The organism is Maridesulfovibrio ferrireducens, assembly GCF_900101105.1.
Lineage (GTDB): Bacteria > Desulfobacterota > Desulfovibrionia > Desulfovibrionales > Desulfovibrionaceae > Maridesulfovibrio > Maridesulfovibrio ferrireducens.
Map to the genome: position 1 here is coordinate 515839 of NZ_FNGA01000001.1, position 15329 is coordinate 531167.

A 15329-nucleotide genomic window follows, 5' to 3' on the forward strand; every position below is an offset into this window, starting at 1 on the left:
TTAGAAAACATGCCTAGCAATCACTTCATTATAAATTTGCAAAAATCTAATGCACTTTGGTTATAAACTGAACCTTTGCTTTTATCTTGAAAAAGTATCAAAGGCGGTTCTACTATCAACCCCGTCTTACCATTTTTCACAGCTTCAACTAAAACGACCTTGGCCGGACGATCCATATGACTATGCACAAACTTTATTCTTTTCGGTTCCAGCTTGAAACTGGTCAATACGGCTAACAGCTGAGTAACTCTTTCCGCAAGGAATACAAAACAGACTTTGCCCCGAAACCGCACCATACGTGCCGCAGTCTTTGCAAAATCTTCAAGTTCGGCTTCAACCTCGAATCTGGCTCTATTCCTATCAGCATCAGGACAAGGCCTCCCTCTTCCTTCACACCAATATGGAGGATTGGACACAACCACGTCATAGCTTTCCGCAGAAGCAAACTGTGGATTACAAACATCGCCCTCTAAAATTTCTATTCTATCCGCAAAACCTGACTCGGCAACATTATGGTTCGCACATTCAAGCATCTCCGGGCTGATATCAACTCCGGTAATATTTAATTCTATATCCGGATTACACAAAGCTATTCCCAATGGAATGACTCCGCATCCTGTGCCTAAATCAAGAATACGGCACTTACCTGATGCCTTCACAAAACTGCTAAGCAATAATGAATCCGTAGAAAATCTAAACCCTGTTTCAGGCTGTTTGAGCCCTTTCGGAAACATCTGTCGCGCTTCTTCGCTCACTTGCTAAGCTCTTCTACGGCGTAATGCGTTCATAAGCATTAATGCATCATCAGATTTAAGAAGCAGAGAACCGAAGCCGTAAATCAGCACCCACACAGGAATCATAAAGAACCATAATATTCCGTATGAAACAGAAAACCAAGCTCCCGCCCCGATCAAACAGCTGAGCAAAAGACTTTTAAACGCTCCCGCCCACGGCAAAGGACACACGCCGGTTCTGCGCCACATGATTCCGGCAAGTAACAAAAAATTGAGTGTGGACGATAATGAAACAGCTAAAGCCAAGCCCACATGAGCTATAGACTGCATCAACACATACCCGACACCCACGTTGGCGATGAGACACAATATTGCAATCTTAACCGGAGTTTTGGTGTCTTCCTGAGCATAAAAAGCTGAAACCAAAGGGCGGGACATAGCTATAAAAGGAAGCCCTATGCCATAAGCAACCAAAGCCTGCGCAGTAGCAGTAACAGCCACAGCATCGAAAGCTCCGCGCTGAAAAAGTAATCTAATAAGTGGTTCGGCAAGGGTTACCAGTCCAGCCATTGCAGGCAGGCTGATAAAAAGAGTCAGACCTACAGTATGTTTCAAGGTCTCGGCAAATTCACGGTCTTTTCCTTTAGCGCAGAGAGCAGAAAGGCTCGGTAATGCGGCTGTTCCAACGGCAATCCCGAAAACTCCCAGCGGAAATTGAACAAGCCGGTCAGAATAATAAAGATAGGAAACACTACCCACGGGAAGAAATGAAGCCAGAAGTGTGCCCAGAACAATATTAATCTGATACACAGCAGCTCCGAAAACAGTAGGCAGCATTAGTTTGCCCATGCGCTTAACGCCCGGATTATCAAGGCTGCGATTGCCGCGCCATGAAAGACCGACTCTGCGCAAATAAGGCTGTTGCAGGAGCCATTGCAAAACCCCGCCAATCAGAACGCCCCACGCCATAAACACGGCCACATTGTTTCCGGTAAAATAGCCGACGAGCGCGGAGCCGATAAGTGCGACATTTAAAGCACACGGGGCTAGGGCAGGAGCCAGAAAATGGCCCATGCTATTCAAAACTCCCATGCACAATGCAACACCGCAAATAAAAATTACATAAGGAAAACAGATTCTTAAAAGATCAACCGTAAGAGACATCAATTCGGGATTACGATCAAAACCCGGTGCAATCATCAAAACCAGCGGTTTTGCGCCAACAATTGCCAGAACCGTAATCACTCCCAGAATCAGCACCAGCCAGACAAGCGCCGAACGGGCCATATCAAAAGCTGCGTCCTGCCCCTGCTCATTCTTCACACGGCTGAAAACGGGCACAAAAGCCATGGTCAACGAACCTTCCCCGAACAAGCGACGAAGCAGATTCGGAATACGAAATGCCACAAAAAAAGCATCCGCAGGCAAACCGGCACCCAAGGCAAAGGCCACAATCAAGTCCCGGACAAATCCGAGTATCCTTGAAAGCAAGGTAGCTCCGGCAACAACCGAAGCGTTTCGAACAATTTTAGCTGATTCAGCTGTCATACAAGAGAAGGCCTCCGGTAGGCTGGGGCTTTAATATTAATCACTCATTTTCTGACAATTACTGCAAAAAGTCGTTCCACGCCCGGCGACAGTACCGCTTTCAAATGTTTCTCCGCAATTAGGGCAAGCTTCACCCTTTTTGCCGTAAACTTTGAAACTGTTCTGAAATCCTCCGGCGTCTCCACCGGCATCAACGTAATCACGGATAGAACTGCCGTTTTCGCTGATAGCTTGTTTCAGCACCTTTTGAACTTCTACGAATAAATTTTCAAGTGTTTCTTTTGAGAGATCAGAAGCTTTGGCTTTGGGATGAATTCCTGAACGGAAAAGGGACTCGTCAGCATAGATATTGCCTATTCCGGCAACAACTGACTGATTCAGCAACAGCCCTTTCATCTGAGCCTTTCTTCCGACCAGAATGTCAGCAAGATCGGCGGCGGAAGTTTCAAGAGGTTCCGGCCCGAGCTTGCGGTAAAAAGACCACTCTTCGAGTTCTGCCGTGCTCAGTGCGCGAACTTCCCCGAATTTGCGGGTATCGTGAAATTCAATTGAACCGCCATCTGTCAATCCGAAAACAACACGGGAATGTTTGTCAGGGGAAATAGCACTTTCATGTGCCAGCACTCTGCCTGTCATTTTAAGATGAAAGGTTACGTGCAAATCCTCTCCCAAATCCATGATAAGCAGCTTTCCCCGTCTGTGGACACGGCTAACTGAACAACCGGCAACCCTTGAGGCAAACACATGCCACGGCATTTTTACAGTGCCGTGATTTAATATTTTAACGGATTCAATGGTTTTGCCTACAAGAGCTTTGGCAAGACCGCGTGAGATAACTTCTACTTCTGGTAATTCTGGCATTATGTACTCGGATTTATGATAATTTATAGATGAACGGGCTACTTTTCTTTAGATCTGACAAGCAACCCTAAATCGATACTAAAAGTCATGCCTCTTCTGTCCAACTTAAAAACAAGAGGCTTATTCTCTTTGTGCGCTTTTGCCCCGGCCATGTGCATAGCGAAAAGCGAACGCACAGGAATTCCTTGCGCCTTCAGCAACACGTCTCCGGGACGAATGCCATACTTAAACGCTTTCTGATCACGCTTAACAGCAACAACCACGGCTTTTCCCTGACGCATTTCCACGGTCATCCCCAGTCTGCTTTCATAAGAGGGAGGGCAATAAAAAAATGAATCTGCGGCAGTGGGATAAAATTCTTCGCCACGCCACGGCATGAACATAAAAACCTTTGCTTCAGGGTCCAGCTCTTTAAGCCTATGAGCGATCCCCCAGCCATGTTCAACATGCCCCGCTCCCGCAAGAACAACAACTGGATTTTTCGAACTTCGACGCAGGCTAATCGCCCGCTCCGCCATCGCGGTATCCCATAAAGACTGAACCAGTAAAAATCTTTCAACCTGCGTGGGGTCAGATGAATCCCGATTGGCGTGCATAGAAAGAACTTCTTTTAAACTTTCTTCCTGTTGCTCAGGCGCCGGAATAACTTTTTGCGGCAGCAATGCCCGGTCCGGGACGGACAACCTTTCAAGCCCCTTTTCACGAACTTCTTTCGTAAGTCTAAAAGGAAAATTCAAAGCGGCTACAGTAAGTTCTCGTTTTTTCGCAAGCTCAAACACAGAACGGAAAAAATTAAAATCATATCTCCACTCGTTTTTCCAATCCAGCTTTTCCGGCAACTCGTCCACACTGAGTTGTCCAAGATTGAAACGATTAAGAACATCCTGCTTTTCGGAGCTGATCATTTCAAAACCAATGGAAACTTTGCGGTTATTACGTGTAAGCCCTTGAATCAGATTAAATTGAGCTGCGTGATCGCACCTGTTTGTGTGACCCTCGCCGATCAGCACATAGTCAGCACGACTGGCATTCTGCACAACTTCCGCAAACGAAAGTTTCTCTCCCGCTGAACTTATATATTCACCGGAACAAGGCAAAAAAGATACTGCCATATCGGGGTGTATCGGCTTGGTACATCCTGAAATGGCAAAGATAAAAAAAAGCGCGCAAAGAGTCCGAAGACCCCTTGCGCGGATATTAATATTATATCGGAACATTCAAACTTCCGAATTAATCCCAAATACGCTTATCTTCAATAGGTTTGACCTGAGGAGGCAGTGAGCCCGGAGTCAGCACCTTGAGAATAGGACGCAGTTTAATTTTTTCACGGAACATGTGCAGAAGCTCATCTTCACGTTTAAAGTTGGAAACCTCAATATTGAGGATCATTTCATCAATACCGCCGGGGTTGGTAACTTCAATCTGCCAACGCTTAACTTCATCAAAATGAGCCATAACCTGCTCAACCTGATGAGGATAGACAAACATACCCTTAATGCGGGCTGTAGTGTCCACACGACCGACAATATTTCCAAGCCTTGGAGTGGAACGACCACAAGGACAAGGTGAACGGTCAATATAACTAAGATCACCGGTAGCGAGTCTGATCAAAGGATAAGTTTTGTTGAAAGCGGTAATAACTATTTCACCGACTTCGCCGTCCTTAAGAGGAATACCTGTGTCAGGATGGCAGATTTCAACAAACGCACGGTTGGTGATATGCAGACCGTTCTTATGGTAACATTCGTAACCGATACAACCGACATCAGCAGTTCCATAACCCTGACGCATAATAAGATCGAATTTTTTCTCAAGTGAGGTACGAACCTTTTCAGAGAATTTTTCGCCTGTAACAAATGCAACTTCAAGGTAAAGATCTTTACGCAAATTGAGTCCGGCTTCTTCAGCCTTCTGAGCAAGGTGCATAAGATAACTGGGAGTTCCGACATATCCGGTAACTCTAAGCTTCTGCATGATTTCAAGCTGACTGTTGGTACTGCCTGGTCCGGCAGGAACAACCGCACAGTTCAAATTACGCAAAGGCTCTTCAAACATCAGTCCGGCAGGAGCCAAATGATAGTTCAAAGTAATCTGAGCAACATCACCTGAGCGGAAACCGGCTGCATAAAAGCCTTCAGTCCATCCCCAGTAATCTTCACTGCGGTCTTCAGGGTCGAAAATAGGACCGGGGGAAAGAAAGATGCGGCGAAGCTCACCGAGATCTTTAGTCAACAATCCGCCAAGACGTGGCCCCATGGACTGCAAAAATATAAGTTCTTTCTTTTTTAGTATAGGAATGAGTTTAAGGTCAGAAAGGTCTTTAAACTTTTCAACCTGAAACTGAGCTCTATCGAAACGCTTTTTAACGTCTTCAGAATAGCGGTAGGCATAGGTCAGAAGCTCTTTAAGCTGCAAAGCGCAATATTGACGCCTTTCGCCCTCATCCAGCACTTCACGACGGCTGTATATGCCTTCGGTGCGGTCTTTACGAGTCATTAATAGGTTTCCTCCAAAGTTTATTGCCGAGAAAGGAGCGCACTCTTCACTCAGCATAGACAACATATAAAGATTTTACGTATTTGTCAACACCTTTATATGAATAGTAATATATTTCAGCTTGTTATGACATTATTTACTCTTTTATACTATTAGCCATTTTTTAAAACAGACAAACATTAGGGCTTTTACGATTTGATTAATTTAGCTCGTCAACTCTTAGCAATTCTCAAATTAACTGTGTTCAAATAACAATATTCTTAACATTTCTTATACCGAGAACCGCTTTCGGCACATATCTGCAGCTTTTCTTTCAGAGCTTGTTTTTCCCTATTTTAAAAAAATTTACACCTTTTTTACCCTTTTTGCTTGACAGCAACGGACGGTGTAGATAGACACTACTTCGTTCACAAGGAAGGGCCGTTAACTCAGTTGGTAGAGTATCTGACTTTTAATCAGAGAGTCGCTGGTTCGAACCCAGCACGGCCCACCATGAACTTTAATATACACCCCCTCACCATTGAGGGGGTTTTATTTTTTTAAATAAAATTACAAAAATTCATAAATTTTCACTTTCTTACTTGACACAAACAGCTAGTATCGATAAACCCCTACTTCGTTCACACGGATGGGCCGTTAACTCAGTTGGTAGAGTATCTGACTTTTAATCAGAGAGTCGCTGGTTCGAACCCAGCACGGCCCACCAAGAACTTTAATATACACCCCCTCACCATTGAGGGGGTTTTATTTTGCCCAAATTCTTTTTCAGCACATCTACGAAATTCGGTTCCGACCTCCTCTCCCTCCATCTCCAAAAAACTTACTCCTTATACTTATACATCAATATATATGATAGGCTTTTTATATAACCAGTTGTCACTTAAGTATTTATCACTTATTGCATATTATATATTTGACCTAGTCCATCTTATACTGATACAAACGGCATCTGCTTATCGCAATGTCTATTTACAGAAAAGGGGGTTAAGCAATGGGGAGTCCATATAAAAGATGCAGTATCAGCAACTTTACATCACGCAAAGGAGGAGTTGGTAAAACAACTCTAGCTTTACTGAAGGCAAAAGCAATATTGGATGCTAACGAAGGCGAAGCTGTAAAAATTCTTTTCTTCGATTTAGATATAAATGGGACAAATACCATTGAAATGGTAAATAGTCTTAATAAGATGGGATTCTGGGACAACAAGCTCAAAGAAGTTAAGCATCCCTGTGAAAACAACGAAAACTCATCGGACAAGAAAGAAATCCGGGCAAACATTGTAACACTCTTCGAACGTTACATGTCCGGTGCAGAATTTTCCGTCAAGTGGGCTACAGAAAAACTCTCCGCTGAAACTTTTTGCCCCTCTAATCCTGAACACACTTTATGCCTTTTTAAAAATAAAATTAATATTATCGGATCATTTCTTGAGAAAAAATCGACATATACACCCGATGTTCTTTTTGATCAGATGCACTCTCTCTGGCTGATTGAAATGATCAGGTCTATTATCCGCTCTGCTCTTAACGGGTCTGCTGAAAAACTATACGTGATTTTCGACAATTCTCCCGGATATACAGGACTACTTCCTGCTCTTGAAGATTGGTTGACAGATCTCGGACCAGATATTTGTAAATTCTACTTTATAACGACTTTAGATGGGCAGGATTTCTTTGGAGCTATGAATTCACTTGAAAAAGTTAAAGGCCAAATACAAGCAAAAACTTACGCTGTTTATGATTACATGGGAGCGGTAGAGGAACACGAAACAAAGCCAAAAGAAGACCCCCCTTATAAACATTCGGCATTCAGAGAATCCAAAGCCGAAGAAATAAAAGACTACCTTGAAAAATATGATCTTTTTTATAATAAGCTGTTATCTCTAGCAAGCGAGAATATTGACTGCCCATATCCTACAATTAAAACTGGAGACTCGAACTCCCGAGAAAGAAAAGATGAGATTCATAAATGTCAGAAATGCAATTTCTGTTATTATAGACAAGAAATAGCACCGCTCTTTAAGGTCTTTTTGAAAGAAACCTCGGCCTATAATAAAAATCCTGAGCTAGAAGTGCCAGAATTAAAAGCTCCAGTTGTCAGCTTCAATATAATCACGAACAAAGCTATTTCATCGGAGATAGCTCGCTTATTGTATAAAGCATACGTCGACGAACATAAGCCTATGATAGAAACGTACAACATAATTAAATTAAATTCAGAAGAGAGCCTTTCATTGCTATACTCACTTTCTGAATTTTCTAAAAAGTACGACTATACTATTATAAAAAAAGACCAGACTGATGTCATAACTGACTTTATGCGCCAATTTAAGGATAAAATTCTTCCCAAACAAGTTTTAGAACTGAGGGAGAAAAATGATTCAAAGAGTATTAAACCTCCAGGGGTTTTTATGAAGGACTTTCATGACTCAGTCGCATATTATGACAAAACTATTAAAGACCTTCTTTCCGACGCTGGAATTAAGTCTAATTTTGATGCTTCAATGCAGGAATTTAGTTTAAAAGCTAAAATTCAAAAATTTATTAACTCCAACCATCTTGACTCTATAATTATTGATGAGAATTCAGCTTCAAAATTAGATTCAACCGGAAAACCTGATTACAATCAATTGTCTGAAGAAATATACAACCAAACCCCAAATTACTCACGAAATAACATTTCACAGACTTTGGCATCTTGCCTTAAAGCCTCCGTGGCATGCCTTAGCTCTTATAGCCCGGAAAAAATAACTGCAAAAACAATTAGTGATGTTTTTTTGCTGCAAATTGTTAACTTTATACAAGAAGACAATTCTCCCGAAATAAAAGAAATGAACAACTCTATGTGGTTTTCAATTCACTCCTTAGTGAAAGAAAAATCTTCTCAGCGACTAAGAGATTCAGGCATGAATATAGATTATGAAAAACTTGAGACACTTACCACCCTCTTAAATGCTCTTTCAAGGGCCACTAACGACATTCCTTTTATACAAATTGCATGCGGAAAATTATTTCAACAAGTAACAACAATTGATGAAAAAATATTCATCCTGCGTACACTTCATTCTATGCTCGAATTCGAATCCTTTTATGAAGGGAAGACTGCCGCTGAAGTCCTTACCCAATTATACGAAGCCTTTGAAAAAGATAACCCGACAACCTTAAGCATAAGTCTATCACTCAAAAATATGCAGAACAGCCTTTGCGGAAAAGCTGTAAACATGGAGTGGACAGCATGAATAAAACTTTCACTCCGCAAAATAGTGCTGATAATATTGTTTCAACTACTCTATCAGAAAAAAGCTTTAATCAGTTCATTCAGCATCAGGGAAAAACCCTTACAACTCCGCAACACCTCAGCCCGTTTATTAATGTTGACCGTCAAAAATATTTCGAATGGGAACAAAAAAATTCTTTTAACAAATCCTTTTTGGATGACTTCAAAAAAAGAATGGATTCGGCAACATATGCTAAAATGAGAGGAGGAATCAGTCATACTCTCTTAACAGCACAACGCAGCTTCCCCGCATATAAATTTCTAGTAAAAGAATTTATTAATGACGAATGGACCTCGGCCGTCAGCCCTCACAAAGCCTTTCACCGGGATCACATTGTTCATCAGCCGATGACTGCTTACGTGGCTATGGTGTTACTTGGAGGTGTTAGAGAAGATCACGGTAGCAATAAAAATTTCAATCTCAACCTCTTAAGTAAAGCTGCAACCCAGCTTAAAGAAGCGACAGACTGCCAATATTTAAGGGATTACATGAAGGAACTGCGTTTTCCAAAGCAGATCTACCAAGGAAATTTTCCACAATCTCTCTATGAACAATGCGTAAAAGAATCAACATATCTTGCCTCTCTCTTCCATGACATAGGATATCCTTATCAATTTGTCGGAAAAATTCAGAACAATTTACGAGACCATTCACAAGTTTTAGTTTCACTCGACTCCCTGGCAGGATCAATCGGAAAGGCATATAAAAACAGATTAGTTTTTCATCCTCTTGATGGGTACAGAACTCACTCCCGATCAGCTCCAAGCACATGGAAAGATAAATATTTTGAAATCATTAAGGAAGGGTTGCGCAGCACTCACGGAATGCACAGTGCTCTTAATTTTCTTTTTTTAAATGATAGAATAAGAAAATTCCCGGATGACCCGGACCAAAGTCCGCTCAGCAGATTCTGCCTTGAATGGGCTGCAAAAGCGATTCTGATGCATGACATGTGCGGGCTTTACATCGGCCGGGACAAAAAAGGCAAAATTGAAATTAAACATAAACATTTGAGAATACGATTTCGCACATCACCACTCTCATACATTCTTGCTCTCGCTGACTGTATACAAAATTTCGGGAGAGTTAATGCGAAATTCAGCAAGATTAAAAGAATGTCCGAACAAGACAAAACAAAAGAAGAGATTTTACAGATTCAATACGGATCTAAGTGTTCCAAAGTTGAACTTGAATTTGATACCAAATCAAAAGAACTAACAATTGTAAGCTATTACCCCAACATTGGAGATGTGATAGAAAACAACACAAAATACATGCCTGAACAGGAGCGCCTCTTTTTCAACCCTGACTTTGGCTACTTAGATTCCGAAGGGACAGGCATAAGCAGAATACTTCTTAGAGCTAAACATGATCCTGATCATACACCTGCAAGTCCTTAAAATATTACCGGCAAAAAATCCCGCCCCGGAATCTTTCCGGAGCGGGATTACTTTATTAAAATCTATCAAACCCGTCTTCATCACTATCATAGCCGCCTGAACTTGATGGAAGCCTTTTTGTTCCTATCCTCTCAAGCTTGAAAAAAGACATGCTCTGCTGCAACATCTGTCCTTGCGCTGAAAGCTCCTCAGAAGTTGAAGCCATTTCCTCGGAAGCTGAGGCGTTCTGCTGGATAATCTTATCAAGTTGCTGGATAGCCTGATTTATCTGCGTTACACCCGTATTCTGTTCGTCACTGGCGGCGGCTATTTCCTGCACAAGCTCTGCGGTCTTGCGGATACTCGGAACAAGCTCTTGAAGCATTCCTCCGGCCCGTTCTGCCACAACCACAGATGAAGAGGACAGTTCGCTAATTTCGGATGCGGCGATTCCGCTTCTTTCGGCCAGCTTTCTAACCTCTGCCGCAACAACCGCAAATCCCTTGCCGTGCTCTCCGGCCCGGGCGGCTTCAATTGCAGCGTTAAGTGCAAGCAAATTAGTCTGCCTTGCTATCTCTTCAATTATCATAATTTTTTCAGCAATACTCTTCATGGCTGTAACAGCTTCACCTACGGCCTGCCCACTCTGTTCAGCCTGCTCCTGTGCCTTCTCTGCAACACCTTCAGTCTGCTTTGCATTATCAGCATTCTGTTTAATGTTGGCCCCCATTTCCTCCATGGAAGAAGAAACCTCTTCAATCGAAGCAGCTTGCTCCGTAGCTCCCTGCGAGAGGCTTTCTGCCGAAGCAGACAACTCTTCACTTCCGCTGGCAACATTTTCAGTTGCACTGTTTACACTGGAAACAACAGCTCTAAGCTCGTTCACCATGTTCCGCATTCCATCAGCAAGCTTACCCAGTTCATCGTTACGCTTTAGATCAACATCGGCAGAAAGATCTCCTGTGCTGACCAGACTGACGAAGTCGAGTCCTTTGCGCAAAGGAACAAGTATCCCGCTGGAAATAAGCCAAGCCATAAAAATTCCTGCAACAGCAGCAAGAATTACAACGATCACGATCATGCGCTTCGTACTTTCTGCCTGACGGAGCATCTGCTCATCTGTCATAATATTGTCCGCAACAGTAGCTCGGATTTCTGTCAAAATACTTTGTACTGATTTAAGGGCCGGAACGGTTTGCGTCGCATAAATACTGGCGGCTTCATCAAGAGCTTTCAATTTAGCATCATGCCAGGAAATCAAACCGTCGACTTTTGAGAGTGTATCTGCGGCAGCTTTTTCAACTTCAGTTATAAAATAATTCTGAGCTCCGGCACGATCATTATTTTTCAACAAGTTATTAAGAGTTATTACGGAATCATGAAGCCTGCTATGCGGGCCCGTGATGGATTTAAGCAAGGCTCCATACTCTGGATCGTTATCCGCTTTTGCCTGATTTTCAGTGGAGTAAAGCCACTTACCCAGCCCGCACTTATGCGGATCAGCCTGAACATCAATGAACCTGACTTGTGGATTCATAAGTTCTTTAACAATTGTGTTCATCCATTTGAGATGATCCAACTTTTTTTCTCTTAAAAAACTTCCCAGTTCAGGGTCTACAGGCTGATACTTCTCCTTAATGGCAATAGCAGATTTATGAAGTTTATTATGAGGGTCTTCGATTTTTGCTAAAAAAGGTTTAATCGCCGGAACAAGGTCTTCCGCTTTTTTCCGGGCATCACTATAATACCATTTTCCGAACCCGCATTTATGAGGATCACTCTGCACGTCCAGCGTATTTACATTTTTATCAGTCAGAAGACTGTTAACCTGATTGGCCCAATTCAGGTGATCTACAATCTTTTGAACAAAATCACCCCGAAGCTTATTCCCCGCAATAACATCTTCAGCGTTATGCACGATGTCTCCAATTCCAAGGACTGACCAAACGCCAAGCAAAACTAATAAGGTTATTACTGAACCAAATCCCACAGAAAATTTATAAACGAGATTCAAATCCTTCCAGCTCATAATAAACTCCTTAAAAGCAATAATTGCAGGGAACTTCGCGCTCAAAAATATATTATTTAAATTAAAACAACCCACCCTTGAGGAGTTGAGCGCTCACACCTCTTTAAAATATAACACGTCTCTACTTTAAATGAAACAAAATATGCAGCTACCATTATCTTATTAATTTTTTAAACACAAAAACATTCATCCTCGCCTTGACTAAAAATATTCACGATAAAAAGGGTAGGACCAGCAGACAAGAAGCTCTGAAAAAGAATTATTATAGGGTTAGGTTTCCCTGTTTCCACGTTCAAAGATTTACCCGGTGGTTTCCATTCTTTGCGTTGCAGCCTCGTCTGTTGTATTCTAGTAACAGCAAAACAACTCGGGCAGGGACGGTTTTCAGCCGTTCCTGCCTTCTGATTAATTACTCCAAGGTGCACAATGTTTAAAAAATTTCGTTTAAAATATCATGAAAGAATGGCCTTCAACGGTTTCGTTAAATCTGAATTTAAAAAAGCAATTAAACACTTTAAGAAAATTGCAGCCATTGCACCTGAAAGACAAGGTATCAACTTCAACATGGCTGTCTGCCTTATTTCTCTTCGTAAATATGAAGAAGCTGAAGAGTATCTGCAAAAAGAACTTGAATGCGGAACACCCGGCCTCCCCCTGCTACAGGCTCTAGCCGAAAATTCATTTTTGTGCGGCAACCGCAAAGAAGCACTCAGCCGCTACGAAAGAATACTTAAAGAAAATATCCCGGATAAAACTCGCAGATTCACTGAATTAAAAATTAAGATCATGGAAAATGAAAAAACCTTTAAAAATGCTTTAAAAAGCCGCAACTACATAGATAAAGGCGACATATTTCTTGAACAGGGCGATTTCGTAAATGCCCGCAAAAACTTCACCAAGGCCACAAAATTGGACCTGACTTGTTTTCAAGCTCACAACAACCTCGGCGTAATCGCCATGAATCATTTCAACGACTACAAACTGGCCCTGACTCATTTTGAAAAAGCTGATGAGCTGAATGATATTCCGGCTGTTCAAATGAATATTCATAAGCTTAATGAAGCAATACTTAAGGAGCAAAATAATAATGATGACTAAAGAGCAGGACCATCTCGCACAGATCTTCTCCGAAGCACTTGATCGCGTTGATCCCTACAAAATCATTACCAACCGGTTAAACCTTTCAAATGAGATTCTGACGGTTGCCATGGATGAAGGGGATATCTCGGTCAACCTGAACGATTTTGAGCGCATTATTGTTATAGGTGCAGGTAAGGCCACAGCAAAAATGGCCCTTGCGATCGAAGAAATTTTAGGAGATCGCATTGAATCCGGCATTATTTCAGTTAAATACGGACACACCGAAAAACTCCAATATATCAAAACAATTGAAGCAGCACATCCTGTTCCTGATGAGAACGGAGTCAAAGCTGCTCACATGATCGAGACTCTGGCCTGCTCCGCAACAGATAAGACACTGGTCATAAACCTTATTTCGGGTGGAGGTTCAGCCCTGCTGACCAGCCCTATGAGCGCAGAAATAGACGGTGAAAAAATAGCCATTACTCTTGAAGACAAGCAGGCTGTGACCAAATCCCTGCTGGCCTGCGGCGCGGACATCAGCGAGATCAACTGTATCCGCAAACATCTTTCTAACCTTAAAGGCGGCCGCTTGCTGCGCTGTCTACGCCCCGCACGATCTCTGAATTTCATTCTTTCCGATGTCGTCGGCGACAATCTCGACACTATTGCCTCGGGTATGACCAGCTTTGACAACTCCACATATTGTGATGCCATATCTATTATTGATCATTATGAAATCAGAAATAAAATACCGCCCCACACACTCAAAGCTCTTGAACTGGGCAATCTTGGAAGACTTGTTGAGACTTTAAAAAAAGAAGAATTCAATAAGGTACAAGCCGATAACATCCTCATCGGAACCAACCGCATTGCTTTATTGGGAGCGCGGGATAAGGCCATAGAGCTAGGCTACAATGTCCAGATTCTAACCTCACGCCTCGAAGGTGAAGCCGCCAATGCTGCCGACATGTTCTGGGCTATTGCGCAAGATGAAAGACAATGGGAACTGCTTGAGAAAAAACCGGCCTGTATTATCGCAGGCGGCGAAACAGTTGTGACCATCAAAGGAAACGGCAAAGGCGGCAGAAATCAAGAAATGGCTCTGACGTTCCTAATGAGACTCGGGCAGGATAAACTTGAAGGAAAGGGTATACACTTCCTTGCGGCCTCAACCGACGGCAACGATGGACCGACCGATGCGGCTGGAGGATTTGCTGATGCTGCCGTTCTGGAAAAATCCCGTAAAATGGGACTTTCCATCGCCGACTATCTGAAAAACAACGACTCTTACCATTTCCTTGAAAAAGTAGGAGCGCTCCACAAAACTGGACCGACAAATACAAACGTCTGCGATGTGCAGGTGCTTATCGTTAAGTAGTTTTCTGAACGAATCAGCTAAAAAAAAGACCCCACTCCGATAAGTTTAATTTATCGAAGTGAGGTCTTTTATATTGGTTACTGTAATCAAAAAGTTACTGCTTAAGTCTCCAAACTCCATCATCACCACGGCAGGCTTTCGCCATAACCTTTTCCCCGCCATCTTCGGTGATGGTCACATCACGGCAGATTTTATCCTGATTAACGTAAGCAGGAGAAGGTTCTGCGGTATAAGATTTTCCGGTATCAGGATTCTTCCATGAAACAGTTTCACCGGATTTAGTGTTCTCTAAAGAATGAGTTACTTTTTCCTCGTCAGATTTATCCCATTCATTACCGACAATATAACCCATAAGAAGGCCGACACCTGCTCCGATAGCCGCTCCTGAAGCCTTATTTTTAAAGGTCAAAGCTCCGATTGTTGCTCCGGCAAGCGCGCCAATCCCAGCTCCGGACTGAGCTTTATTTGCACAGCCTGAACCGAGTAAAAGAAGACAGATTATCGCAAGTGGAATCATTTTTTTCATTTTAATACACTCCTGATT

10 protein-coding genes, 2 tRNA genes and 2 pseudogenes are annotated in these 15329 nt (G+C 42.5%); 6 read left to right on the forward strand and 8 right to left on the reverse strand.

Annotated elements, in window-relative coordinates:
• Nucleotides 1–20: 20 nt before the first annotated feature.
• The 5 genes from BLT41_RS02275 to BLT41_RS02295 are packed head-to-tail and all read right to left on the reverse strand — an operon-like array spanning nucleotide 21 to nucleotide 5639.
• Nucleotides 21–755 (reverse strand): tRNA1(Val) (adenine(37)-N6)-methyltransferase, encoded by a 735-nt coding sequence (locus BLT41_RS02275; protein ID WP_092157848.1) that lies wholly within the window; start codon nucleotides 753–755, stop codon nucleotides 21–23.
• 3 nt (nucleotides 756–758) lie between these two features.
• Nucleotides 759–2282: a murein biosynthesis integral membrane protein MurJ gene (gene murJ, locus BLT41_RS02280; RefSeq protein ID WP_092157850.1), complete on the reverse strand. Its 1524-nt coding sequence runs from the start codon at nucleotides 2280–2282 to the stop codon at nucleotides 759–761.
• 36 nt (nucleotides 2283–2318) lie between these two features.
• Entirely contained in the window at nucleotides 2319–3143 is an 825-nt protein-coding gene (gene mutM / locus BLT41_RS02285; protein WP_092157852.1) for a bifunctional DNA-formamidopyrimidine glycosylase/DNA-(apurinic or apyrimidinic site) lyase, read from the reverse strand.
• A 38-nt stretch (nucleotides 3144–3181) separates the two neighbouring features.
• Entirely contained in the window at nucleotides 3182–4360 is a 1179-nt protein-coding gene (locus BLT41_RS02290) for a ChaN family lipoprotein (protein WP_092157855.1), read from the reverse strand.
• 13 nt (nucleotides 4361–4373) lie between these two features.
• Nucleotides 4374–5639, reverse strand: a complete 1266-nt coding sequence (locus BLT41_RS02295) for a phenylacetate--CoA ligase family protein (RefSeq protein ID WP_092157857.1) — start codon at nucleotides 5637–5639, stop codon at nucleotides 4374–4376.
• A 417-nt stretch (nucleotides 5640–6056) separates the two neighbouring features.
• On the opposite strand from BLT41_RS02295, the gene BLT41_RS02300 reads away from it, so the two are divergent.
• The 4 genes from BLT41_RS02300 to BLT41_RS02315 all read left to right on the forward strand — a co-directional run bounded on the left by BLT41_RS02300 (nucleotide 6057) and on the right by BLT41_RS02315 (nucleotide 10316).
• Nucleotides 6057–6132 (forward strand) — tRNA-Lys (locus BLT41_RS02300).
• A 137-nt stretch (nucleotides 6133–6269) separates the two neighbouring features.
• A tRNA-Lys gene (locus tag BLT41_RS02305) sits at nucleotides 6270–6345 on the forward strand.
• A 285-nt stretch (nucleotides 6346–6630) separates the two neighbouring features.
• A complete protein-coding gene (locus BLT41_RS02310; RefSeq protein ID WP_092157859.1) occupies nucleotides 6631–8877 on the forward strand; it encodes a hypothetical protein in 2247 nt (748 codons plus the stop codon).
• On the forward strand, nucleotides 8874–10316 hold the full coding sequence (locus tag BLT41_RS02315; RefSeq protein WP_092157861.1) for a hypothetical protein: 1443 nt from the start codon (nucleotides 8874–8876) through the stop codon (nucleotides 10314–10316). Before BLT41_RS02310 ends, BLT41_RS02315 begins: the two co-directional genes overlap by 4 nt.
• A 136-nt stretch (nucleotides 10317–10452) precedes the next feature.
• Here BLT41_RS02315 and BLT41_RS17795 read toward each other — a convergent pair.
• Nucleotides 10453–11355: pseudogene (locus tag BLT41_RS17795) on the reverse strand (methyl-accepting chemotaxis protein); the annotation flags it as partial.
• 318 nt (nucleotides 11356–11673) lie between these two features.
• Nucleotides 11674–12324, reverse strand: a pseudogene (locus tag BLT41_RS17800) (CZB domain-containing protein); the annotation flags it as partial.
• Nucleotides 12325–12750: 426 nt separating this feature from the next.
• Between BLT41_RS17800 and BLT41_RS02325 the strand changes: the two are divergent.
• Both BLT41_RS02325 and BLT41_RS02330 read left to right on the forward strand, forming a co-directional pair.
• The gene (locus BLT41_RS02325; protein WP_092157865.1) at nucleotides 12751–13422 is read left to right on the forward strand and encodes a tetratricopeptide repeat protein; all 672 of its coding nucleotides are present in this window, start codon (nucleotides 12751–12753) and stop codon (nucleotides 13420–13422) included.
• Nucleotides 13412–14785, forward strand: coding sequence for a glycerate kinase type-2 family protein (locus BLT41_RS02330; protein ID WP_244512174.1), 1374 nt, complete (start codon nucleotides 13412–13414; stop codon nucleotides 14783–14785). Before BLT41_RS02325 ends, BLT41_RS02330 begins: the two co-directional genes overlap by 11 nt.
• Before the next feature lie 94 nt (nucleotides 14786–14879).
• Here BLT41_RS02330 and BLT41_RS02335 read toward each other — a convergent pair whose 3' ends face one another.
• Nucleotides 14880–15311, reverse strand: a complete 432-nt coding sequence (locus BLT41_RS02335) for a glycine zipper domain-containing protein (protein WP_092157867.1) — start codon at nucleotides 15309–15311, stop codon at nucleotides 14880–14882.
• Nucleotides 15312–15329 lie beyond the last annotated feature (18 nt).